Below are 22,228 nucleotides of genomic sequence, written 5' to 3' on the forward strand. Positions count from 1 at the left end.
GGGCTACTCCGTCCGGATCAGCACGTCGACCGCGGTCGGCCCGTCCTCGGTGACGACGACGGGGTTGAGATCGAGTTCCGCGACGGCGTCGACCTCGTCGACGAGTCGGCCGACGTTCGCCACCAGATCGACGAACGGCTCGACCGGGAGCGACGGCCCACCTCGCCGGTCTTCGAGCAGCGTCGCGAGCGCGGTCGACTCGACCGCCCGCCGGGCGTCGGCACGGGAGAACGGCGGGACGAGCGTCGCGCGCTCGTCCAGCGCCTCGACGGCGACCCCGCCCGGGCCGACCGTCACCGACGAGTCGAACACCTCCCCCGGCGCGGCGCCGACGAACGCCTCCGTGCCGGCCGTCACCATCGGCTGCACCAGCGCGTCCTCGATCGCCTCGTCACCGACGTACTCCCGGGCCGACTCCACGACCGACTCGTACGCCTGCCGCGCGGCCGCCGGCGAGTCGACACCGAGTTCGACGGCGTCGGCCTCGGTCCGGTGGGGGAGCGACGGCGAGTCGACCTTGATCGCGACCGGCCCGTCGAGGTCGGCGGCCGCCGCGGCAGCCGCCTCGGGCCCTGAGACCGCTCGCGTCGGAACCGTCGGGACGTCGAACGCGTCGAGCAGCGGCGCCGCCTCCGTCCACGTCAGCACCCGCCCGCTGGGCAGATCGAACGCCGGAGTGGCTGGTTCGTCCTGTGCTGCCGAGTCCGGGTACGCCCGAAGTCGGTTTCGCGCGTCGACGAACGAGGTCGTCGAGGCGACCGCGTCGAGACAACGCGAGGGGTCCTCGTAGACAGGAACCGCCGCCCGCAGGCGTTCGTAGGGCTGTGTGGCCGTCGGCTCGTCCGCCTGCTTGCGTCCGGTCCAGAGGACGTACACCGGGTCGTCGGCCCGTTCGACGACGGTTTCGAGGTCCTCGGCGATCGTCTCCGCGCGCTCGTCGACCGCCGAGAGCGCGATCGCGAACACGTAGGCGTCGAACGCCGGGTCGTCGAGGAGCACGTCGGCGATCTCCGGCAGCACCTCGGAGCCGTAGCCGCGGATGTCGGCGGGGTTGTGGAGCTCGCCGTAGGTCAGCAGCTCGTCCATCTCCAGCAGCGCCCGCTCGGTCTCGCCGTCGATATCCGGGAGCTTGAGGTCCCGTTCGGCGGCCATATCGGCGAGCAGGCTCGCGAGGCCGCCGCTCGTCGAAGCGACGCAGACGCGATCCCCCGCGGGCGGGTCGTACGCCGCGTGGGCGCTCGCCCGCGAGAGCAGGTCCGGGATGTCCGGCACGCGCTCGACGCCGCTCTGGTCGAACGCGGCGTCCCACGCGTCGTCGCTCCCGGTGAGCGATCCCGTGTGCGACAGCGTCGCCTCCTCCGCGAGGTCGGACTGCCCGATTTTCACCGTCAGCACGGGAGTGCCGTCCCGGACGGCGCGTCTGGCGACCTGCATGAACCGCTCCGGCGCCTCGATCCCCTCGACGTAGGCACAGATCACGTCGACCTCGTCCTGTTCGGCGAGGTAGGCCACGTACTCGGTCAGTGTCAGGTCCGCCTCGTTCCCCGTCGAGACGACGTGGCTGAAGTGGCGGTCCTCGTCGGCGGCCCGCTCGAAGAACGTGGTGAACGCGAGCGCGCCGGACTGACTGACGAGGCCGATACTCCCGGGTTCGGGCTCGCGAGAACAGGTCGAGGTCAGCGTCGCCCCCCTCGAAGCCATCACACCGATACAGTTCGGGCCGGCGACGCGGATCCCGCTCTCCTCGGCGACGTGTGTCAGTTCGCGTTCGAGGTCGGCGCCCGTCTCGTCCGCCTCGGCGAAGCCGGCGGTGAGCACGAGCGCGGCCGGAACCCCTCGCTCCCCGGCCGACCGCACCACGTCGACGACGTACTCCCGGGGGACGCTGACGACCGCCAGATCGACGGTCTCGGGCACTTCGTCGATCGCGTCGTAACACTCCCGGCCCCACACTGTCTCGCGGTTCGGGTTCACTGGGTAGAGCGCCCCCTCGAACCCGTACTCGAGAAGGTTGTCGACCAGGTTCCCCGAGTAGAACGAGTCGGGGCTGGCCCCGACGACCGCGACGGCGTCGGGGTCGAAAAGCGGTGTCAGATCCGGAACGCGTCCTGCCGGGAGCGTGTCGGCGTCGGTCATCTCTACAGGTGGGTTCGCCCGACGGGGCCTCAACTTCCCGCCGATCCCGACCAATGATCATCCTCGTTTAAACGTCGCTCAGTCGGTGTCTGCCGTCCCGGGGTCGTGACCGTCCTGCCCGCCGAGGGGGTGGAAACACGCCGCCGTGTGGTCGCCGTCGGCCCACGCCGCGGCGTCGGGCTCCTCGCTCCGGCACCCCTCGGTCGCGTTCGGGCACCGCGGGGCGAACCGACAGCCGGCCGGCAGATCGCCCGCGTCCGCGGTGCGGCCGCCGAGGGAGACGCGACGGCGCGACCCGCGCGGGTCCGTCTCGGGAACGGCGTCGAGTAGCGCCTCCGTGTACGGGTGTTTCGGGCGGTTCAGGACTCGCTCGGCCGGCCCCTGTTCGACGAACCGGCCGAGGTACATGATCGAGAGGCTGTCGGCGATCTGGACGAGGCTCGCGAGGTCGTGTGAGATGTACAGCACGCCGATGTTCTCGGTGTTCGCGAGCCCGCGGAGCAGGTTCAGCACCTCCGCCTGGAGCGAGACGTCGAGCATCGACGCCGGCTCGTCGCAGATCAGGAAATCCGGATCGACGACGAGCGCCCGCGCGATCGCGACGCGCTGGCGCTGCCCGCCCGAGAGCTCGTTGGGGTACTTCTCGAGGTAGTTCTCGGCCGGCGCCATCCCGACGCGTTCCAGCGTCTCCCGGACGGCCGCGTCCCGCTCGTCGAGCCGGTGTTCGTGGATCGTCAGCGGCTCCCGGACCAGCTGCCCGACGGTGAGTCGCGGGTTCAGCGACTCGTAGGGGTTCTGGAACACGATCTGGAGCTTCTGTCTGAACGACTGCAGCTCCCCGTCGGCGTAGTGCTCGTGGGACCGACCGTCGAACGTGAAGCCGCCGCCGGTCGGCTCCTCGAGGAGCGCGAGCGTCTGCGCCAGCGTCGTCTTCCCGCAGCCGGACTCCCCGACGACCCCGCGGATCTCGCCGCGGGACACCGTCATCGACACGCCGTCGACCGCGCGGACGTCGGGCTTGTCGCCGCCGAGCACCCCGTCGACGATCTCGCCGCGCTGCTCGTACCACTGCTTGAGACTGCCCGTCAGCCCCGTCACCGGGAGCGACGGCCCGTCGACCGGGAGCCGACCGATCAGCGACCCCGATCGCTCGTACCGCTTCTCGAGGCCGTCGACTTCGAGCAGCACCTCGCCGTCGGCGCTCCGGGTGCCGTCGACGGTGCCGCCCCACGTCGACGGGTCGGCCGCCTCGCGACGCATCCGGCTCGCCTGCTCGGCGTTGTGGCAGGCGACCGTCTGGTCCCGGTAGGGGAGGGACTGGAGCGTCGGGACCGTGCTCGTGCACTCCTCGTCCGCGAACGGGCAGCGGGGTTCGAACACGCACCCCTCCGGCGCGGCGTTCAGATCCGGCGGCTTCCCCGGCACCGACATCAGCTCCTCGCTGTCGTCGCCGACGGCGGGGTTGACGTTCGTCAGCCCCATCGTGTAGGGGTTGGTGGGGTTCATCAGCACGTTGTCGACGCGCCCCTGCTCGAGCACGGTGCCGCCGTAGAACACCGACATCTCGTCGCAGGTCTCCGCGATGACGTTGAGGTCGTGGGTGATCAGCAAGAGCGAGCTGTCGGTCTCCTCCTGTATCTGGAGGATGTTGTCGATGATCCGGTCCTGAACGATCACGTCCAGCCCCGTGGTGGGCTCGTCGGCGATGATGAGCGCCGGATCGAGCGCCAGCGCCATCGCGATCACCGCGCGCTGACGCATCCCGCCCGAGAACTCGTGGGGGTACTCGTCGACACGGTCCGGATCGAGGCCGACGATCTCGAACAGTTCGGCCACCCGTCGCCGGGCGTTCCGCTCGGCCATCTCGCGGTGGGTCTGGATCGCCTGTCGGACCTGCGCGCCGACGGTCATCACGGGGTCCAGCGCGTCGATCGCCGTCTGCGGGATGAACGCGATCTCCTCCCAGAGCAGGTCTTGCCGTGCGGAGGGGCTGAGCGACATGAGGTCCTCCCCGCGGAAGCGGACCTCGCCGGAGACGACCTCCGCGTGGTCGGGCAACAGCCCGAGGATCGCCTTCGCGGTCGTCGTCTTCCCCGAGGCAGACTCCCCCGAGAGCGCGTAGTTGACGCCGTCCTCGATCGAGAACGACACCCCGTTGACGCTGTGGAGGTCGCCGTCATCGGTGTCGTACCGGACGACCAAGTCCTCGACCTCGATGAGCGTCACCGCCGACCCCTCACGACGACTGCCCGAGGCCGTGCGGCGGTGTTTCGAGGTACCGACCCCCGTTTGGGACCCATTGTCGATCGGATCGTTAGGGAATCATCGTTAAGAACTCTCGGGTACCGAGGCGGGCGGTGTTCGAGCGAGCGGCCGAGTACGCACGCTGGGTTCGACAGCCGGTACTCTCGGTGGATCGAAGCCGAAACCCTCAGGGTCCAGTTGTCGCCCGCAGAACTCCCCTCAGAGCACGTCTTCGGGGTCGTGCGTTTCGGCCACACGCTCGGCTTCGGCCGCGTACCGCTCGGCGATCTCGGGGTCGTCGACGGGATCGAGCCGGTCGTCCTCGACGTCGACGGCGGCAGTGGGGCCGTCGCGGGTCGCGAGGCGGTCCAGCGCGGCCTGTCTGGTGAACGCCCGCCCGCCGTCCGGGGTGGCGTACGTCATCGTCACCGTGTTGCGGCTGTCGACATCGCGGTCGACCAGCCAGACGCGAGTCATGGAACCGCGTTGTGGTGGGCGCGGCTTGTAGCCGACGGTCGGATGCGTCCCGCGACACCGAGGGCGTCACGCTCAAACGCGCCGACACCCTACCGCGGATAGATGGACGCGAGCGAGGTTCGAGCGCGCGCCGCCGACCTCCCCCGGGAGCCGGGCGTCTACCGGTTCCTCGAACGCGGCGGCGACGCCGACACCGTGCTGTACGTCGGCAAGGCGGTCGACATCCGCGATCGCGTGCGCTCCTACGCGGACCACCGAGGCGGCGAAGCCGCCTCGAGCCGCGCGAACGGCGAAGCCGTGAGCGGACCGCGGAGCGACCGCATCCGGAAGATGGTCGGGCGCGCCGACGCGATCGACACCGCGGTCACGGACACCGAGACGCAGGCGCTGCTGCTCGAGGCGAACCTGATCAAGCGCCACCAGCCGCGGTACAACGTCCGGCTGAAGGACGACAAGTCCTACCCGCTGGTCCAGCTCACCGACCACGAGTACCCCCGGATCGAGATCACCCGCGACCCCGACGACGCCGCCACGGTGTTCGGCCCGTACACCCGGAAGGGCGAGGTCGAGACCGTCGTGAAGGCGATCCGAGAGACGTACGGGCTGCGGGGCTGTTCCGACCACAAGTTCGAGAACCGCGACCGACCCTGCCTCGACTACGAGATGGGGCTCTGCTCGGCCCCCTGCGTCGACGCGATCGGCGCCGAGAGCTACGCCGAGGACGTGTCGAGCGCGATTCGCTTCTTCGAGGGTGAAACGGGAATCCTCGCCGACCCGCTCCGGCGGGAGATGGAGCAAGCCGCTCAGAGCGAGGAGTTCGAGCGCGCCGCCAACGCCCGGGACCGCCTCGAAGCGGTCGAATCGTTCCACGGCGAGGGCGGCGAGGCGGTCGCCTCACCCGGGAACCGCCGGGAGATCGACGTGCTCGCGGCGGTCGTCGAGGGCGGCGACGCGACCGTCGCGCGGCTCCACGCCGATTCAGGCCAGCTCGTCGACCGCTCGCGCCACCGGCTCGACGCCCCCGAGGGCGAGGACCGCGTCGCGAGCCTGCTCTCGGCGTTCCTCACGCAGTACTACGCCGAGCGGGAGCTGCCCGACGCGATCCTGCTCTCCGAACGGCCCGACGACGAGGACGTGCTCGACTGGCTCGAAACCGCCGGCGTCGACGTGTCAGTCCCCGGCGCGGGGCGGGAGGGGAAGCTCGTCGAGTTGGCGCTCAAGAACGCCCGGAGCGGCATCGGCGGCGACGACGACCCCGTGGGCGCGCTCGGGCAGGCGCTCGACGTGCCCCGCCCGGAACGGATCGAGGGGTTCGACGTGAGCCACGCACAGGGGAAGGCGGTCGTGGGCAGCGACGTGTGTTTCGTCGGCGGGGGCGCGGAGAAGTCCGACTACCGCCGGAAGAAGCTGCCCGACCGCAACGACGACTACGCCAACATGCGCGAGCTGGTGCGCTGGCGGGCCGAACGCGCCGTCGACAGGACGGACGACCGCCCCGACCCGGACCTGCTGCTGATCGACGGCGGGGAGGGGCAGTTGGGCGCGGCGATGGACGCCCTCGACGAGGTCGGCTGGGACGTGCCCTGCATCGCGCTGGCGAAGTCCGAGGAGTTGGTCGTCACTCCCGACGGCGTTGAGCGGTTCGACGACGACGCGCCCCACCTCCACCTGCTCCAGCGCGTCCGCGACGAGGCCCACCGCTTCGCGGTCCAGTACCACCAGAGCGTCCGGGACGAGGTCGCGACGGCGCTCGACGAGGTGGAGGGGGTCGGCCCCGAGACGAGAAAGCGGCTGCTCCGCCGGTTCGGCTCGGTCGACGCGATCCGCGAGGCCGGCGAATCGGCGCTGCTGGACGTGGACGGCGTCGGGCCGACGACGGCCGAGCGGATCGTCCGCCGGCTATGAAAATCTCGTTTCAGTCTCCAGTACCTATTTGCCGTGCGGCGTCGAACCGCCGCCCGTTCGCCGCTCTTGCCCTCCATGGCGAGTCGACGGCGTACCCGAACCATGAAACGAGTCATACTCGTCACGTTACTCGTCGCGCTGGCCGGCGTGCCAGCCGCGGCGGCAGTCGCACCGATCGACGGCGCGACCGACGCACCGGCCCCCGCAGTGAACGACGCCGTCTCGACCCAACAGACCGACGACGGCGACGGGAACTACACGCGGCTCTACGTCGACGCCCGGGACAGCTACCTCGACCTCAAGCCCGGGGAGAGCGACACGTACACCGTCGTCGTCGAGAACGGCGAGGACGAGGCGGTCGACGTGAACCCCCGCCTGTTCACGTCGCCGACCGACCGTAACCCGATCAACGAGTCGTGGGTCGAGATCGACGGCCCCGACACGATCGACGCGGGCGAGGAAGTGGAGTACGAAGTGAGCGTCTCGGTCCCCGAGGACACCGAGATCGCGCGCTACTCCGGCGCGATCGCGTTCACCGACCAGACCGTCTCGACGCCCGGTCGACCGGACCGCCCGATCCACGCGGCCCACATGAGCGTCACCGTCTGGAAGGAGCCGACCGTCCGCATCCTCTCGGAGACGTACATCCACACGCAGGTCGAGGCGGGCGACTCGATCAGCAAGCAGATCGTGATCGAGAACACCGGCGACGAGTCGGTGCCGCTGAGCCCCGAGCGCGCCGAGCAGCGCGGCCACTGCTACGGCACTCACTGCCCGCAGCAGGTCGACCAGTCCTGGATCGATGTCGACGCGCCGAGCCAGATCGCGCCCGGTGAGACCGCGACCGTGACGGTCACGATCTCGCCGGACGCCGACGCCGAGCGCGGCCGCTACGACACCTCGCTCGACCTGGGGCTGCAGGACCCCAACCGCCGCGACGACAACAACTACTGGCAGGAGGTCAGCCTGAGCTTCGTCGTCTGGGAGCAGCCCGAGGAGCCGTACGAGGCCGAGTTCGACGTCTCCGAGCGGACTGACAACGTCACGCTGACGCTGAACCCCCAGAACCGCCGCACCGCGCAGAACGCCGAGGCAGCGAGCTTCGACGTGACGTTCGTCTCGCCCGACGGCGAGCGCATCGAGGCCGAGCGCGTCGAGGTCAGTCAGAGCGGCTACGTCGACCTCGGCTCCTCGCCGCAGCGCGGCGCCCAGCAGGACGGGCCCTACGCCACCAACGGCGGCCAGACCGAGTTCGTCTACGAGCTCGAGGAGCCGGCCGCCGGCGAGTGGACCGCCGAGATCATGCCCGACAACACGATCGGGTTCCAGTACGAGATCACCCAGAACGAGTCCGACGAAGAGTCGGACGAGTAACCCTCTCGCTTCCCCCATTTTTCACGTATCGCGACCGGCCAGCCACGCGTGCCGCGACCGCCGACCTCTCCCCTCGGTGGCCCGAACCCCGAAGCGATGCCATCGGAGATGACCGCACACGTCATCGAGGAGTACGGCGACCCGGACGCCTTCACCGAGACGGAGCGACCGGTTCCCGAGCCCGGCCCCGGCGAGATCCGCGTCGAGGTCGTCGCGTCCAGCGTCAATCCCGTCGACTACAAGATCCGCGCCGGGCACATCCCCGACTTCGCCCCCGAGTTCCCGGCGACGCTGGGCTGTGACGTGGCCGGCGTCGTCGACGCGGTCGGCGAGGGCGTCGACCGATTCGAGCCCGGCGACGAGGTGTACGGAATGCCCGGCGGCGCCGGCCGACAGGGCGCGCTCGCCGACTACGCCGTCGGCCACGCGGGCACGTTCGCCGACGCCCCCGAGTCGATCCCGCTCGCCGACGCAGCGGCGCTGCCCGTCGTCGCGCTCACGGCGTGGGAGATGCTGACCGACAAGGCCGACGTGGGGATCGACGACGACGTGCTCGTCTACGGCGCCAGCGGCGGCGTCGGCCACGTCGGCGTGCAGGTCGCCCGCTGGCTCGGCGCGAACGTGGTCGCGACGGGGTCGACCGCCGCGAAGCGTGACCTCGCGCTCGATCTCGGTGCCGACGCGGCCGTCGACTACACCGAGACGACGACCGCCGAGTACGTCGAACAGTACACCGGCGGTGCCGGCTTCGACACCGTGTTCGACCCCGTCGGCGACGGTCACCTCGCGACCGCGTTCGAGGCCGTCCGGCCGTTCGGCAGCGTCGTCACGACCGAGTCCAGCGCCGCCGAGGAGCTCTCGCTCGCGCCGATGCACCAGAACTCCCTCGAACTCGGCGTCGTGCTGGTGATCCTCCCGGTGCTGCTCGGCGAGGGGCAGGAACGCGTCGGCGACGAGCTGGACGAGATCGCGTCGCTGGTCGACGACGGCGCGATCACGCCCCACATCGACGAGCGGTTCGCGTTCGACGAGGTGGCCGCGGCCCACGAGCTGGCGGAGTCCGGCGAGTTCGTCGGGAAGATCCTGCTGGAGAACGAGTGACGACTCAGTCGGCCCGTTCGATCACGAGCCGGTAGTCCGCGACCGCGCGAGTCTCTTCGCCGCTCCCCGGGTAGAGCAGTTCGACCGACCAACGCCCGCCGGTCGGGAGATCGGTCGTCGACGCCTCGCTCTCGTCCAGCACCGCCCCCTCGTCGTCGAAGAAGCGGGCGGTCGCGGTCACGTCGGCCGGTTCCGACCTTCCGTTCTCGATCGTGGCCTCGACGGCGACGAGTTCGTTCTCGCTCCCCTCGTTCGACCGCGAGAGCGTGTGTTCGACGACGGCGAGCGAGCCGCTCTCCGGCGTTTGGATCGTCGACGGGGTGGGCGTCGGACTGGCGGTCGGTGAATCGGTCGGGGAGTCGCTCCCGTCGCCGACGCTGGAGCAGCCGGCCAGTCCGGCGGCGGTGGTCAGGAGGGCGGTGCGCGCGAGGAGGGCACGGCGGCGCATACGGGTCGCTGGGGGCCACGGACCATATCTTCTGTGACTACCGCCGGAGCAACCACGCGGCGACGAGCAGCCACGGCAGCGCCGCCAGCACGCCCACCGGCGTCGGCCCGAGCAGCGTGTTCGGCTGGCCGGCGACGAACAGTACCGAGACGCTCGCGATCGCGTTGATCGCGCCGTGACCGATACTGGCGGGCCAGACGCTCCCCTCCCGGATCGTGAGCGCGGCGAGGAACGTCCCCGCACCGACCGTGAAGACGAGGAACGCGAGCATCCCGGTCCACGGGAACCCGGGGTAGTCGAAGCCGTAGTTGTACCCCATCGCGACCAGCGGCCAGTGCCAGACCCCCCAGATCACGCCCGAGAGGACGACCGCGCGACGTTTCCCAAGCGGCGCCAGTTTCGGCAGCAGGTACGCCCGCCAGCCGAACTCCTCGCCGAACGCGAACAGCCCGTTGACGAGCGGGGCGATCGTGAGCGCGCTGACGATCTGGATCGCGGCGAGCAGCCACGGGGCCATCCCGACGCCCATGCTCGCCACCTGCTCGCGGAACGCGGCCATCGTCGGGTCGAACTGCCCCGGGAAGACGGCGAAGTAAAGCGCGGCGCCGACGACGGTCAGCACCGCGGGCGCCAGCCACGCGGCGGCGTACGTCCACATCGTCCCCTCGAACTCCGGGCGCAGCCGGTGGCGCTCCCACCCCTCCCCGGTCGCGAGCCGGGCCGCCACGTTCCCCACCGCGGGGCCGAACATGTAGGCGGTCGGGAGCAGCACCGCCGCGAGCGTGATCCCCTCGGCGATCTCGGGGCTGTCGGCGAGTCCGCCGGTGAGCCAGAGCGCGAGCGCGGTCGCCCAGGAGACGCCGAACGCGACGGCGAGGAAGACGCCGATCCGTCGGCGTTCGAGCGTCTCGGGCGTGTCGAGTCGGCCGTCCATGACGAGCGTATCGGCGCGAGGGAAGAAAAATTGTGGCCGTCTGTCACGTCGACCGCGGCGACTACTCGATCTGTGCGTACTGGTCGCGGAGCTTCTCGGCGGCCTCGTCCATCAGGTCGGCCTCGTACTCGGAGAGCTCCCACTCGACGACCTCCTCGACGCCGTTCGCGCCGAGTTTGACGGGGACGCCGAACGCGGTGTCCTCGTAGCCGTACTCGCCGTCGAGCACGATACTCCCCGGCAGCACCTCACCGGTGTCGCGGAGCACCGCCTCGGCCATGTGGGCGACGCCCGTCGCGGGCCCCCACTCGGTCGCGCCCTTGCGCTCGATCACGTCCATCGCGGACTGCTGGAGGTCGGCGAGGATCTCCTCGCGTTCCTCGGGCGTGAACTCCGGATCGCGGCCGTCGACGCGCACCTTCGAGAACACGGGCACCTGCGCGTCGCCGTGCTCGCCGAGGATCGTCGCCTCGACGTTGCCCACCTGCGTGTCGAACCGCTCGGAGAGCACGTAGCGGAACCGGGCGGAGTCGAGCCGGCCGCCGAAGCCGATCACCTTCGAGCGGTCGCGGTCGCCCGTCTCGTACAGGTGACGGTTCAGCAGATCGACGGGGTTGGAGGTGGTGATGGTGACGAAGTCGTCGTTGTGCTCGGCGAGCGAGGCGCCGATGTCGTCCATGATCGGGGCGTTGTCGCCCGCGAGGTCGATCCGGGTCTGTCCCGGCTCCCGGGGGATGCCGGCGGTGATGATGACCACGTCCGAGCCGGCGGTGTCGGCGTACGTTCCCTGCCGGACGGTCGTGTTGGAGTCGTAGGCGACGCCGTGGTTGGCGTCGGCGGCCTGCCCGACGGTCACGTCCTCCTGCTCGGGGATATCGACGTAGACGAGCTCGTCGACGATATCTCGGAGCGCGAGGTTGTACCCGGCAGCCGCGCCGACTGTTCCTGCCGCACCGACGACGCTGACTTTCGTCATGACGCCTATGGGTTGGGCCAGTTCGGGATTAAACGCACCGATGGCGGCGATCAGCCTCCCACCGCGCGTGCCGCGGAGTTCGGAGAACGGACGGCGGGGCGATGCCGAACGGTTATCCCCGTCGGCGGGCTACCGTTCCCGAACATGCCACGGACGCGGAACCGTCGATCGACCCTCCACAGCCCACCACAGGATGCCGAGCGCTGACAGCATCCTCCACCGCTGTCATCTGCTACTCGTCGGCGAGACGTCGTGGCTGACTGGGTTCGCAGACGAGCTCCGGCGGCGGACGACGGCGAGCGTCGACGTGGAATCCGGCGCCGACGCGGCGCTGGATCGCTTCCGACGCGGCGAGGTCGACTGCGTCCTCAGCGCCCAGCAGTTGGCCGACGGCTCCGGCGTCGAACTGCTCGCGACGATGCAGGAGGAGGCGCCGGCGTTCCCGCTGGTGCTCGGCGCCCGCGACGGCTCCGAACGGCTGGCCAGCGACGCGATCGCCGCGGGCGTCACCGATTACGTCCCGATCGACGGGGCGGACGAAACGACGTGGGAGACGCTGTTCGAGCGGCTGGAACGCGCGCTCTGGTCGGCGCGACACACCGCCACCCAGCGCGATCGGGCCAGACAGTTCGAGGCCGTCTTTCAGGACTCCCGAACGGCGACGTGGGTGCTCGACGTCGACGGGGAGCTGCTCCGAGTGAACCACACCGCCCGAGAGATGACCGACGCGTCGGTCGAGCAGATCGTCGGCGAGCCGTTCTGGACGCTGCCGTACTGGGGCGACGCCACGGCCCGGGACGTTCGACAGCTCGTCGAACGGGGCGCCGCCGGCGAGTTCGGCGACGTGGCAGTGGTCGGCGATCCGACCACCGCGGACCGACGGGTGATCGAGCTCTCGATCCACCCCGTCGAGGACGAACGCGGCCGGGTCGTCTCGCTGGTCGTCGAGGGGTTGGACGTCTCCGAGCGGGTCCGGCTGGAGCGGGACCTCCGCCGGTCGGAGAAGCTTCACCGGGCGACGCTGAAGTACATGACCGACACGGTGTTGCTCACCGACGACGACGGCGAGTACCAGTACGTCTGCCCGAACGTCCACTTCATCTTCGGCTACACCGCCGAGGAGATCCGGAACGAGCACCCGATCGAGGAGCTGCTCGGGGACGACCTGTTCGACCGCGAGGAGCTGGCCGCCGAGGGCGTGCTCAAGAACCTCGAGTGTACGGTGACGGACAAGGCAGGCCGGGAGCACACGCTGCTCGTCAACGTCCGGGAGGTCTCGATCCAAGACGGCCGCATCCTCTACACCTGCCGGGACATCACGACCCGGAAGCAGCGCGAGCGGGCGCTCACCACCCTCCAGGGGACGGCACGGGAGTTCCTCTACGCCGAGACCGCCGCGGGGATCGCCCGCCACGTCGTCGACGACACCCCGGACGTGTTCGGCGTCGACGCCAGCGCGGTCTACCTGTTCGACGCCGACGAGAACGCGCTCCGACCGGAGAGCTGGTCGACGGCGTTCGAGCGGCATCACGGCCCGCCGCCGACCGTGCCGGTCGACGCTGACAGCCCCGTCAGCCGGTCGTTCGTCCGCGAAGAGACGCTGCGGTTCGAAGACGTCCACGACGCCCCGGGGTTCGACGATCCGGCGAGCGAGCTCCGGCAGGCGGCGTTCGTCCCGCTGGGCGAGCACGGCGTGCTCGTCGTGGGGTCGAACGAGACCCGGGCGTTCGACGCGGTGACGGTCGAACTCGTGGATCTGCTGGCGGCGACCGCGGAGGCGGCGCTGGATCGCGTCGAGCGGGAGTCCCGGCTGCGCCAGCAGGAGCGGGAGCTCCAGCGGCACAACAGCCGGCTCGCCCAGCTGAACCGGATCAACGAGACGATCCGCGGGATCGATCAGGCGCTCGTCCGCTCGGGGACGCGCGAGGAGATCGAACGCGGCGTCTGCGAGCGACTCGCCGCCGACGATCGCTTCCGGTTCGCGTGGATCGGAACGATCGACGAGAGCGTCGAGGCCGTCGAGCCGCGACGCTGGGCTGGCGACGGGCAGGAGTACCTCGACAGTCGGTCGTTCCCGGTCGGCACCGGGGGAGAGCCGACCGGCCGCGCGGCCGCGACGGGCGAGGTCGCGGGCGTCGACGACGTGGCCGACGACCTGCGCCAGCCCTGGCGCAAGGACGCCCTCGCCCGGGAGTTCCGGTCGTGTCTGAGCGTGCCGCTGCGGTACAACGACCTCTCCTACGGCGTGTTGACCGTCTACGCCGACGAACGGGACGCGTTCGACGGAATGACCCGTTCCGTCGTGGCCGAACTCGGCGAAACGGTCGCCTCGGCCATCAGCGCGACCGAGCGCAAGAACGCGCTGTTGAGCCCGTCCCGCACCCGACTCCAGTTCGCCGTCGACGACCCGAACTTCGTGCTCTCCCAGTTGGCACGACGGGCCGACTGCACGCTCACCTACCGGGGGGGCGTCAGGCAGACGATGGAGGGCAACGACGTGTTCGTCGCCGTCGAGGACGGCGATGCCGACGCCGTCGAAGCCGCTGCTGCGGAGCTGGTCGCCGTCTCGGGGATCAAGCGGATCACCACCGAGGGGACGCGGAGCGTGCTGCGGCTGCGGTTCGCCGAGCAGTTCCTCGCGCTCGAACTCGCCGACCACGGCGCGGTGTTCCACAGCGCGACCGCGACGCCAACGGGGACGACACTCACCGTCGACGTGCCCGAGACCGTCGACGTCCGGTCGGTCTCCTCCCTGATCGCCGGTGAACTCGACGGGGTTGAGCTCCGGTCGAAACGGACGCTCGACGACGCCGCCGATCCCTACGCCGAGTTCCTCGACCGGCTGACCGAACGCCAGTTCGAGGTGCTCCAGACCGCGTACTACAGCGGCTACTTCGAGTCGCCGCGGGGGAGCTCCGGGGAGGCCGTCGCCGAAACGCTACGTATTTCGCCGCAGGCGTTCTACCGGCACGTCAGAACCGTTCAGCGAAAACTGTTCGACACGCTGTTCGACGACGCCACCGATGGGGGTGGTTCATAGTAAACAACGACAGAAAACCGATGTTGAATAGTAAACGGCCAGACTCTGGCGGGTCGAGGCCGTCGGTCGGGACGGAGCGGCGGACGAACGCCCTCCGGCCATCACATGACCGACGACACCCGCGACGAACCCATCCCGTACGAGTGTTTCTCGTGTGGGAACATCGTCCGTACCGACAGCCAACCACTCACCTGCCCCGACTGCGGCGGGGAGATGCGGAACCGACGAACCAGACTCGAGTAACAGTGAGCTCCACGACAGAAGACACGACCGAGCGGGAGAGTAGCGAGGCGACAGAACACGAGTCGGCGCTGGAGACGGCGAAGCGCCAGCTCCACAGCGCGGCCCAGCACGTCGACGTCGACGAGAACGTGATCGAGCGGCTGAAACACCCGAAGAAGGTCCACGAGGTGACCGTGCCGATCGAGCGCGACGACGGCTCCGTCGACGTGTTCACGGGCTACCGCGCCCAGCACGACAGCGTCCGCGGCCCGCACAAGGGCGGGCTGCGCTACCACCCCGAGGTGACCCGCGACGAGTGTGTCGGGCTCGGGATGTGGATGACCTGGAAGTGTGCGGTGATGGATCTCCCCTTCGGCGGCGCGAAAGGCGGGATCGCGGTCAACCCCAAAGAGCTGAGCGAGGCCGAGACAGAGCGGCTCACCCGCCGGTTCGCGGAGGAACTCCGCGACGCGATCGGGCCGAAGAAGGACATCCCCGCGCCCGACATGGGGACCAGCCCGCAGACGATGGCGTGGCTGATGGACGCCTACTCGATGCAGGAGGGGGAGACGACCCCGGGCGTCGTCACGGGGAAGCCGCCGGTCGTCGGCGGTAGCGAGGGTCGCGACGAGGCGCCGGGCCGGAGCGTCGCGATCGTCGCCCGCGAGGCCGCCGACTACTACGACATGCCGCTGTCGGACACCTCGGTCGCGATCCAGGGGTACGGCAGCGTCGGCGCCAACGCGGCGCGCCTGCTCGACGAGTGGGGCGCGAACGTCGTCGCCGTCAGCGACGTGAACGGCGGGATCTACGACCCCAACGGGCTCGACACCAGTTCGATCCCCAGCCATCACGAGGAGCCGGAGGCGGTGCGCAGCCACCCCGCACCCGAGAAAGTGGGCAACGACGAACTGCTCGAACTCGACGCGGACGTGCTGATCCCCGCCGCCATCGGCAACGTCATCACCGCCGAGAACGCCGACGACGTGCGCGCCGACGTGATCGTCGAGGGCGCGAACGGCCCGACGACCAGCACGGCCGACGAGATACTCGAAGAGCGGGGGATCCCCGTGATCCCGGACATCCTCGCCAACGCCGGCGGGGTGACGGTGAGCTACTTCGAGTGGCTGCAGGACATCAACCGCCGCGCGTGGTCGCTCGACCGCGTCCACCGCGAGCTCGAGTCCGAGATGGTCGAGGCGTGGGAGACGGTGCGCGACCGCCGCGAAGAACACGACGTGAGCTGGCGCGACGCCGCCTACATCGTCGCGCTCACGCGGATCGCCGAGGCCCACGACAGCCGCGGGCTCTGGCCGTAACTACCGACCGGCGTTCACATCTGGCCGCCTTCCTCGTACGGCTGGACGACGACGAACCCCGACTCGCCGGTGAACTCCATCTGCATCGACTCGCCGGACTGCTGGCCGATCTCGATCATCTTGTTCGTCCCGATCGACGGCGAGAGGTCCGAACTCCACGCGACGGTCGCGTCGGGGTCGGTCGTGACTGGCGGCGACATCACCAGCGGGTCGCCGTGGGTGGAGATCGCCACGTCGCCGGGGCCGGAGAGGAACACGTTCGTCAGCCCGCCGGCGGCGGCGCCGGAGAGGCTGCCGATCGTGCCGATCTCGTAGTCGACCTGCTCCTCGAAGGCGAGCACGTCGGTGCCGTTGACCGAGATCGACTCGCCGGCGTCGAGCGAGAGGATCTGGACCTTCTTCCCCTGATCGGCGAGGTAGAGCGAGCCGGTTCCCTCCGCCTCCATCACCGGGGTACCCTCGTCGGTGACGGCGTCCTTGACGAGCCCCGTGAGCCCGCCCTCCGCGGACGATTTCCCGGTGAACGTCAGATCGCCGGTGTAGGCGACCATCGTGCCGACCTTGACGGTGACGAGCCCGTCGACCGGAATCTTCAGCAGCCGGTTGTTCTCCTTCTGAAAGCCGTTCGCTTCGCTGTCGGGGCCGTTGGCGTCGATGAACTGCTCCAGTTCCATGGGGACGGTCGACGTTGTGTCGGGATTCGTGAAAAATCCCGGGCGTCCAGAACCACTAACCCCCGGCCACCCGACGCCCGGGTATGGAGCAACTGTTCGCCCCCTGGCGGATCGACTGGGTGGAGCGCGACCCCGAGGACGACGAAGTCGACGGCTGCCCGTTCTGCGTGCTGCCCGAGCGCGACGCCGACCGCGAGAGCCGGATCGTCGCCCGGGGCGCGCACTCGTTCGTCATTCTGAACAACGCCCCCTACGCCCCCGGACACGTGATGGTGATCCCCGACCAGCACACCGGCGAGTGGGCCGACCTCTCGGACGCGGAGCTACTGGACCACGCGAAGCTGAAGGTCGCCGCCATCGACGCGCTGGGGGCGGCGTTCGACCCGGACGGCGTCAACGCCGGCGAGAACCTCGGCGGCGACGCCGCCGGCGGCTCGATCGACGACCACCTCCACACCCACCTGATCCCGCGCTGGAGCGGCGACACCAACTTCATGCCCATCGTCTCGGACACCAAGGTGATCGTCGAGGCGCTCGAAGACAGCTACGACAAGCTCCACGACGCGTTCACCGGGCTACCGGAGGCCGTCGACGATCCCGAAAAAACGGACGCGGTCGAACTGCGGTTCGACTAGAGGAACGGCAGCCCCGGCGACGCGTAGATCGAGGTGACGCCGAGGTACAGCGTGACGAACACGCCGACGAACACGACCGTTCGCAGCCACCAGATCCAGAGGCGGGCGACGCTCGCGTCGGCGCTGCTGCCCTGCTTGATCTCGTCGACCGCCTCCGGCCCGTACACCCAGCCGACGAAGATCACGCCCAGCAGCACCGACGCCGGCAGGAGGACGCTGTACGCCAGCGTGTCGAACCAGCCCAGCCACGCGGTGTCCCACGCGGCGAGCGTGCCGAGCAGGAACAGCGCGCCGCCGAAGCCGAACGCGGTCGCCTTCCGGTCCCAGTCGTACTTGTCGACGCAGTAGGAGGTGACGACCTCGAGCAGGCTGATCGCGGAGGACAGCGCCGCGATCAGGACGACGAAGAAGAACAGCGCGCCGACGGCCCGGCCCGCCATCCCGAGGTCGGTGAACGCCTGTGCGACCGAGACGAACAGCGCCCCGGGGCCGCCGCCGGCGGCGCCCTCCGGCACCGTGCCGAACTGGACGAACAGCAGCGGGATCACGACCAGCCCCGCGAGCACGCCGATCGCGGTGTTGAGGCCGACGACGAGCCCCCCGTCGGCGGGCAGGCTCTCGTCCTCGTCGATGTAGGAGGCGTAGGTGATCATCGCGCCCATCCCCAGCGACAGCGAGAAGAACGCCTGACTCACCGCGAACGGGATCACGGAGCCGAGGTTGTTCGCGAGGTAGCCCAGATCCGGCGAGAGGTAGTAGCCGTACGCGGGCCCGCTCCCGTCGAGCGTGAACGCGTACACCGCGAGCCCGAGCAGCATCACGATCACCGAGGGGACCATCAGCTTCGTCGCCTTCTCGATCCCGTCCTCGACGCCGAACGCGACGATCCCCGCGGTCAGCGCCATGAACACGCCGTGGAACGCGATCGCCTCCCAGCCGACGGAGACGGCGCCGAAGTACGCCCCCGGGCCGCCGAAGTAGCCGCCGGTCAGGCTCCCGATCACGTAGCGGAGCACCCAGCCGCCGACGACGCTGTAGTACGAGAGGATCCACAGCCCCGTGAACAGCCCCAGCCCGCCGACGACGGTCCACGCCGGGTGGTCGAGCCGTTCGAACGCCTCGATCGCGTTGATCTTCGCCCGGCGGCCGATCGCGAACTCGCCGAGGATCGTCGGCAGGCCGATCAGTACCGCCGCGAGCAGGTACACCAGAACGAACGCCGCACCGCCGTTCGTCGCGGTCTTGAACGGGAACTGCCAGATGTTCCCCAGTCCGACCGCGCTCCCGACCGCGGCGAGGATGAACCCCGCACGCGTCGTCCACGTCTCTCGTTGTGCCATGTGTCCACAGGCCGGGCATCCCGGAGAAGTTTCTGTCGGTTTGGCTCGAAACGAACGTCAAAAATCGAACATATGTCCAGATCGACGGTTACCGCTCAACTCAAGTACCGGCGCGCCCCGAATCCGGCCGCATGGACCGAAAGGGGGCTGTCCGGCGCGTCGGCGTCGTCGTGCTCGCCGCCAACCTCGCGCTGGCGCTGCTGAAGACGGGCGTCTGGCTGGAGACGGGGAGCCTCGCGCTCGTCAGCGAGGCGGTCAACAGCGCCTCCGACGCCGTCTACAGCGCGGTCGTCGTCGCGGGGCTCTACCTCACCACCCAGCCGCCGGACTTCGAACACCCCCACGGCCACGAGCGGATCGAGCCGTTCGTCGCGCTGTTCGTCGCCGCGGGCGTGCTCGCCGCCGGCGTCGGGGTGGCGTACTCGGGCGCCACCTCGCTGCTCGCTGGGTCGTACGCGGCCGTCTCGCCGCTGCCGGCGGTCGTGCTCGGCGTCGGTGCCGTCGCGAAGTACGGGCTGTACCGCTACTGTCTGCGGGCCGGCGAGGAGCACAGCTCGCCCGCGCTGGTCGCGACGGCGAAGGACAACCGCACCGACGTACTGACCGCGCTCGCGGCGCTTGCCGGCGCCGGCGGCGCCGCGGTCGGCTACCCCGTGCTCGACCCCATCGCCGCGCTGGTCGTCGCCGTCGGCATCCTGCTGACCGGCGTCGACATCGTCCGGGACAACGTCGACTACCTCGTCGGCGCCGCGCCGCCGGAGGATCTCAGAGAGGAGATCGTCGCCGCCGCGCTCGGCCACCCCGAAGTGCAGGGCGCCCACGACGTGGTCGCCCACTACGTCGGCCCGGAGGTCGACGTGAGCCTCCACATCGAAGTCGAGGGCGACATGACCGTCCGGGAGGCCCACGAGATCGAGACCGAGGTGATCAACGCCATCCGCGACCTGCCCGAGGTCGACGACGCGTTCGTCCACGTCGATCCCAAGGAGCTCGGCGAGTGGAAGGAGGATGACCGGTGGCGCGACGAGCGCGTCGGCTAACGGGCGAGCGCTTATTCGGTTCCGGGCCCCAGCACCGCCATGGCCGGCTACGAGGCGGGGTTTCGGGACCTGACCGCGGAGGTCCGCGACCGCGATCTCCCGGTTGAGGGAACGGTTCCGGCGTGGCTCGACGGATCGCTCTACCGCAACGGCCCCGCACGCTGGACCGTCGGCGACGCCGAGGCCGACCACTGGTTCGACGGGCTCGCCCACCTCACCACGTTCCGGTTCGACGACGGCGCGGTGCGGTACACCAACCGCTTCCCGCGGACCGAGGCGTACCGCGCCGCCGTCGAGGACGGCAGCTTCGCCGGGCAGTTCTCCTCGACCGACGGCTATCTCAGCCGCGTGAAGTCGCTGCTCGACGGCGACGCGACCGACAACGCCAACGTCCACGTCGCCCGGATCGGCGGCGAACTGGTCGCGTTGACGGAGACGCCGAACTGGCTCCGGATCGACCCCGAGACGCTGGAGAGCAAGGGGACGCTCGACTACGCCGACGAGCTGACCGCCCACCACGTCACCGCCCACCTCCGGCGGGACCCCGAGAGCGGCGCCCACTGGGGCTACTTCACGAAGTTCGGTCGGCGGAACGTGTACGTCCTCTTCCGGATACCCGAGGGCACCACGCGCCGCGAACGGGTGGGGAGCGTCCGGGTCGAGAAGCCGGCGTACATGCACAGTTTCGCGCTCACCCCCGAGCACGCGGTGCTAGTCGAACCGCCGCTGGTCACCCGCCCCGCGAAGTTCCTGCTACCCGGGGCCGGCGGCTTCATCGACAACTACGACTGGGAGCCCGACCGCGGGACGCGCTTCCTGATTTTCCGACGCGACTCCGGCGAGCTCGTTCGCGAGACGACAGTGCCGGCGTTTTTCACGTTCCACACCGCCAACGCGTTCGAACGCGAGCGCGACGGGACGACCGAACTCGTCGTCGATCTCGTGGCGTACGACGACGACAGCGCGGTGACCGACCTCTCGATGGGCGCGCTCCGCGGCGGCAATTCTGGCTTCCCGTCGGGCGAACTGCGGCGCTACCGGCTCCCGCTCGACGGCGAGGAAGCGACCCACGAGCAGCTCGCGGACGAGGTGGAGATGCCGCGGTTCTCCCCCGAAGTCCACACCCGCGAGTACGAGCACGCCTTCGCGCAGTCGACGGAGATGGACGGCGGCAACGCGCTCGTTCGTGTCGACGTGAGCGAGGAGGGGAGCGAGCGCGGGATCGCCCGCCGCTGGGAGGAACCGGGCGTCTACTCGGGCGAGCCGATCTTCGTTCCCCACCCCGACGGGGGCGCGGAGGCCGACGGCGTCGTGCTCTCGCTCTGTCTCGACGCCGAGGCCGAGCGGTCGCTACTGGTGGTGCTGGACGGCGACCTGACGGAGCTCGCGCGGGCGCCGCTCCCTCACGCCGTCCCGTTCGGCTTCCACGGTGAGTACTTCCCTGACGGTTAGGCGGTGCTCGTCCCGCCGACGACCGTGACCTCCCGCTCGGCGTCGACGTGGCCCGAGAGGCGGAACGTCGCCGACCCCTCGTCGGTCTGCGTGTCCCCGGTGTCGATCGAGAGCGACGCCATCACCGTCTCGCCGGCGTCGACGGACTGTTCGATCAGGTGGGACTCGTCGTCGTCGGCGATCCGTGTCGGCCAGTAGGCGGCCGCGAGGAACCGACCCGGCGTCTCGGTGGTGTTGGTGGCGGTGAGTTCCACGTCGAGCGTCTCGCCGCGGTCGACGCTGTCGGGCACCGAGAGCGCGTCGAGTTCGAACGACGGCGCCGACGCCGCGAGCGTCTCGCGGGCCTCCTCGGGCAGTTCCCACTCGCCGGACTCGCCGCCGCGTTCGAGGACGATCCGCGGCTCCTCGGCGTCGAGCGGCGAGTCGAGCTCGAACGCGACGTAGCGGGCGTCGTCGCTCCCGCCGAGCTCCGGGCTGCCGACGACTCCGCCTTCGTGGTCGGCGACGGCGTAGTTCTGTGCGCCTTCTTCGCCCGGGTCGACCGCCGCCCACGACTCGCCGCCCGCGTCGAGGCTGAACGCGTCCATCTCGAGTTCGGTGTCGCTGCGGACCGAGGCGACGACGAACTGCTTCCCGTCGGGGGCGACGACGCCGCCAGAGCCCATGATCGACTCGTACGTTACCGCTTTCTCGGCGACGATATCGAACACGGCAACGGTGGCATCCCCGACGGTCCGCTCGGTCGACGCCGGCGGCGGCACCTCTGTTTCGGACGGGGACCCGTTCGGTGATTCGGGGGAGTCGGTCGGTGAGTCGGTGTTCCCCGGCGAATCGCCGATACAGCCGGCGGTCACGAGCGCCGCGGCGAGGCCGAGGCTCCCGGCGAGGAACTCTCGTCTGTTGGAGGGCAT

18 protein-coding genes are annotated in these 22,228 nt (G+C 70.0%); 9 read left to right on the plus strand and 9 right to left on the minus strand.

What is annotated here, in order from left to right:
• Nucleotides 1–3: 3 nt before the first annotated feature.
• From ACQUSM_RS11340 to ACQUSM_RS11350, 3 genes are all read right to left on the minus strand, one after another.
• Nucleotides 4–2,136, minus strand: coding sequence for an acetate--CoA ligase family protein (locus ACQUSM_RS11340; RefSeq protein WP_435118648.1), 2,133 nt, complete (start codon nucleotides 2,134–2,136; stop codon nucleotides 4–6).
• A gap of 78 nt (nucleotides 2,137–2,214) precedes the next feature.
• Entirely contained in the window at nucleotides 2,215–4,362 is a 2,148-nt protein-coding gene (locus tag ACQUSM_RS11345) for a dipeptide ABC transporter ATP-binding protein (RefSeq protein WP_435118650.1), read from the minus strand.
• 237 nt (nucleotides 4,363–4,599) lie between these two features.
• Nucleotides 4,600–4,857 (minus strand): hypothetical protein, encoded by a 258-nt coding sequence (locus tag ACQUSM_RS11350; RefSeq protein WP_435118652.1) that lies wholly within the window; start codon nucleotides 4,855–4,857, stop codon nucleotides 4,600–4,602.
• 102 nt (nucleotides 4,858–4,959) lie between these two features.
• Here ACQUSM_RS11350 and ACQUSM_RS11355 point away from each other — a divergent pair, with 102 nt between their 5' ends.
• The 3 genes from ACQUSM_RS11355 (at nucleotide 4,960) to ACQUSM_RS11365 (ending at nucleotide 9,237) form a co-directional block, all read left to right on the plus strand.
• Nucleotides 4,960–6,762 carry an excinuclease ABC subunit C gene (locus ACQUSM_RS11355; RefSeq protein ID WP_435118654.1) on the plus strand — a complete coding sequence of 601 codons (1,803 nt, stop codon included), beginning with the start codon at nucleotides 4,960–4,962 and terminating at the stop codon, nucleotides 6,760–6,762.
• 102 nt (nucleotides 6,763–6,864) lie between these two features.
• Nucleotides 6,865–8,136, plus strand: coding sequence for a COG1470 family protein (locus ACQUSM_RS11360; protein WP_435118656.1), 1,272 nt, complete (start codon nucleotides 6,865–6,867; stop codon nucleotides 8,134–8,136).
• Nucleotides 8,137–8,232: 96 nt separating this feature from the next.
• On the plus strand, nucleotides 8,233–9,237 hold the full coding sequence (locus tag ACQUSM_RS11365) for a zinc-binding dehydrogenase (RefSeq protein ID WP_435118658.1): 1,005 nt from the start codon (nucleotides 8,233–8,235) through the stop codon (nucleotides 9,235–9,237).
• Between the two features lie 4 nt (nucleotides 9,238–9,241).
• Here the strand turns inward: ACQUSM_RS11365 and ACQUSM_RS11370 are convergent, their stop codons facing one another.
• The 3 genes from ACQUSM_RS11370 to mdh all read right to left on the minus strand — a co-directional run bounded on the left by ACQUSM_RS11370 (nucleotide 9,242) and on the right by mdh (nucleotide 11,595).
• Nucleotides 9,242–9,685 carry an FxLYD domain-containing protein gene (locus ACQUSM_RS11370; protein WP_435118660.1) on the minus strand — a complete coding sequence of 148 codons (444 nt, stop codon included), beginning with the start codon at nucleotides 9,683–9,685 and terminating at the stop codon, nucleotides 9,242–9,244.
• A 37-nt stretch (nucleotides 9,686–9,722) separates the two neighbouring features.
• The gene (locus tag ACQUSM_RS11375; RefSeq protein ID WP_435118662.1) at nucleotides 9,723–10,619 is read right to left on the minus strand and encodes a CPBP family intramembrane glutamic endopeptidase; all 897 of its coding nucleotides are present in this window, start codon (nucleotides 10,617–10,619) and stop codon (nucleotides 9,723–9,725) included.
• Nucleotides 10,620–10,680: 61 nt separating this feature from the next.
• On the minus strand, nucleotides 10,681–11,595 hold the full coding sequence (gene mdh / locus ACQUSM_RS11380) for a malate dehydrogenase (RefSeq protein WP_435118664.1): 915 nt from the start codon (nucleotides 11,593–11,595) through the stop codon (nucleotides 10,681–10,683).
• A gap of 193 nt (nucleotides 11,596–11,788) precedes the next feature.
• On the opposite strand from mdh, the gene ACQUSM_RS11385 reads away from it, so the two are divergent.
• The 3 genes from ACQUSM_RS11385 (at nucleotide 11,789) to gdhB (ending at nucleotide 16,176) form a co-directional block, all read left to right on the plus strand.
• The gene (locus tag ACQUSM_RS11385) at nucleotides 11,789–14,635 is read left to right on the plus strand and encodes a bacterio-opsin activator domain-containing protein (protein WP_435118666.1); all 2,847 of its coding nucleotides are present in this window, start codon (nucleotides 11,789–11,791) and stop codon (nucleotides 14,633–14,635) included.
• 105 nt (nucleotides 14,636–14,740) lie between these two features.
• On the plus strand, nucleotides 14,741–14,878 hold the full coding sequence (locus ACQUSM_RS11390) for a rubrerythrin-like domain-containing protein (protein WP_154018277.1): 138 nt from the start codon (nucleotides 14,741–14,743) through the stop codon (nucleotides 14,876–14,878).
• A gap of 2 nt (nucleotides 14,879–14,880) precedes the next feature.
• Nucleotides 14,881–16,176 (plus strand): glutamate dehydrogenase GdhB, encoded by a 1,296-nt coding sequence (gene gdhB, locus ACQUSM_RS11395; protein ID WP_435118668.1) that lies wholly within the window; start codon nucleotides 14,881–14,883, stop codon nucleotides 16,174–16,176.
• 14 nt (nucleotides 16,177–16,190) lie between these two features.
• Here the strand turns inward: gdhB and ACQUSM_RS11400 are convergent, their stop codons facing one another.
• The gene (locus ACQUSM_RS11400) at nucleotides 16,191–16,850 is read right to left on the minus strand and encodes an AIM24 family protein (RefSeq protein WP_435118670.1); all 660 of its coding nucleotides are present in this window, start codon (nucleotides 16,848–16,850) and stop codon (nucleotides 16,191–16,193) included.
• Between the two features lie 83 nt (nucleotides 16,851–16,933).
• On the opposite strand from ACQUSM_RS11400, the gene ACQUSM_RS11405 reads away from it, so the two are divergent.
• Nucleotides 16,934–17,485 carry an HIT family protein gene (locus tag ACQUSM_RS11405; protein WP_435118672.1) on the plus strand — a complete coding sequence of 184 codons (552 nt, stop codon included), beginning with the start codon at nucleotides 16,934–16,936 and terminating at the stop codon, nucleotides 17,483–17,485.
• On the opposite strand, the gene ACQUSM_RS11410 is transcribed toward ACQUSM_RS11405, so the two are convergent.
• The gene (locus tag ACQUSM_RS11410) at nucleotides 17,482–18,825 is read right to left on the minus strand and encodes a sodium-dependent transporter (protein ID WP_435118673.1); all 1,344 of its coding nucleotides are present in this window, start codon (nucleotides 18,823–18,825) and stop codon (nucleotides 17,482–17,484) included. The two genes, ACQUSM_RS11405 and ACQUSM_RS11410, sit on opposite strands and share 4 nt — an antisense overlap.
• 131 nt (nucleotides 18,826–18,956) lie before the next feature.
• Between ACQUSM_RS11410 and ACQUSM_RS11415 the strand changes: the two genes are divergently transcribed.
• Both ACQUSM_RS11415 and ACQUSM_RS11420 read left to right on the plus strand, forming a co-directional pair.
• Entirely contained in the window at nucleotides 18,957–19,865 is a 909-nt protein-coding gene (locus tag ACQUSM_RS11415; RefSeq protein ID WP_435118675.1) for a cation diffusion facilitator family transporter, read from the plus strand.
• Between the two features lie 39 nt (nucleotides 19,866–19,904).
• The gene (locus ACQUSM_RS11420; RefSeq protein WP_435118676.1) at nucleotides 19,905–21,317 is read left to right on the plus strand and encodes a carotenoid oxygenase family protein; all 1,413 of its coding nucleotides are present in this window, start codon (nucleotides 19,905–19,907) and stop codon (nucleotides 21,315–21,317) included.
• Here ACQUSM_RS11420 and ACQUSM_RS11425 read toward each other — a convergent pair.
• Nucleotides 21,314–22,228 carry a hypothetical protein gene (locus tag ACQUSM_RS11425; protein WP_435118678.1) on the minus strand — a complete coding sequence of 305 codons (915 nt, stop codon included), beginning with the start codon at nucleotides 22,226–22,228 and terminating at the stop codon, nucleotides 21,314–21,316. The genes ACQUSM_RS11420 and ACQUSM_RS11425 overlap by 4 nt on opposite strands.

Origin of the sequence: Halolamina sp. C58 (genome assembly GCF_051195095.1) — an archaeon.
Lineage (GTDB): Archaea > Halobacteriota > Halobacteria > Halobacteriales > Haloferacaceae > Halolamina.

Bases quoted from the DNA above. Each gene is read 5' to 3' on its own strand.
- ACQUSM_RS11355 (WP_435118654.1), top strand. From the start codon at position 4,960: ATGGACGCGAGCGAGGTTCGAGCGCGCGCCGCCGACCTCCCCCGGGAG.
- ACQUSM_RS11405 (WP_435118672.1), top strand. From the start codon at position 16,934: ATGGAGCAACTGTTCGCCCCCTGGCGGATCGACTGGGTGGAGCGCGAC.
- ACQUSM_RS11410 (WP_435118673.1), bottom strand. From the start codon at position 18,825: ATGGCACAACGAGAGACGTGGACGACGCGTGCGGGGTTCATCCTCGCC.
- ACQUSM_RS11360 (WP_435118656.1), top strand. From the start codon at position 6,865: ATGAAACGAGTCATACTCGTCACGTTACTCGTCGCGCTGGCCGGCGTG.
- ACQUSM_RS11385 (WP_435118666.1), top strand. From the start codon at position 11,789: ATGCCGAGCGCTGACAGCATCCTCCACCGCTGTCATCTGCTACTCGTC.
- ACQUSM_RS11375 (WP_435118662.1), bottom strand. From the start codon at position 10,619: ATGGACGGCCGACTCGACACGCCCGAGACGCTCGAACGCCGACGGATC.
- ACQUSM_RS11390 (WP_154018277.1), top strand. From the start codon at position 14,741: ATGACCGACGACACCCGCGACGAACCCATCCCGTACGAGTGTTTCTCG.
- ACQUSM_RS11400 (WP_435118670.1), bottom strand. From the start codon at position 16,850: ATGGAACTGGAGCAGTTCATCGACGCCAACGGCCCCGACAGCGAAGCG.
- ACQUSM_RS11340 (WP_435118648.1), bottom strand. From the start codon at position 2,136: ATGACCGACGCCGACACGCTCCCGGCAGGACGCGTTCCGGATCTGACA.
- ACQUSM_RS11365 (WP_435118658.1), top strand. From the start codon at position 8,233: ATGCCATCGGAGATGACCGCACACGTCATCGAGGAGTACGGCGACCCG.
- ACQUSM_RS11420 (WP_435118676.1), top strand. From the start codon at position 19,905: ATGGCCGGCTACGAGGCGGGGTTTCGGGACCTGACCGCGGAGGTCCGC.
- ACQUSM_RS11370 (WP_435118660.1), bottom strand. From the start codon at position 9,685: ATGCGCCGCCGTGCCCTCCTCGCGCGCACCGCCCTCCTGACCACCGCC.
- mdh (WP_435118664.1), bottom strand. From the start codon at position 11,595: ATGACGAAAGTCAGCGTCGTCGGTGCGGCAGGAACAGTCGGCGCGGCT.
- ACQUSM_RS11425 (WP_435118678.1), bottom strand. From the start codon at position 22,228: ATGCCCTCCAACAGACGAGAGTTCCTCGCCGGGAGCCTCGGCCTCGCC.
- ACQUSM_RS11350 (WP_435118652.1), bottom strand. From the start codon at position 4,857: ATGACTCGCGTCTGGCTGGTCGACCGCGATGTCGACAGCCGCAACACG.
- ACQUSM_RS11415 (WP_435118675.1), top strand. From the start codon at position 18,957: ATGGACCGAAAGGGGGCTGTCCGGCGCGTCGGCGTCGTCGTGCTCGCC.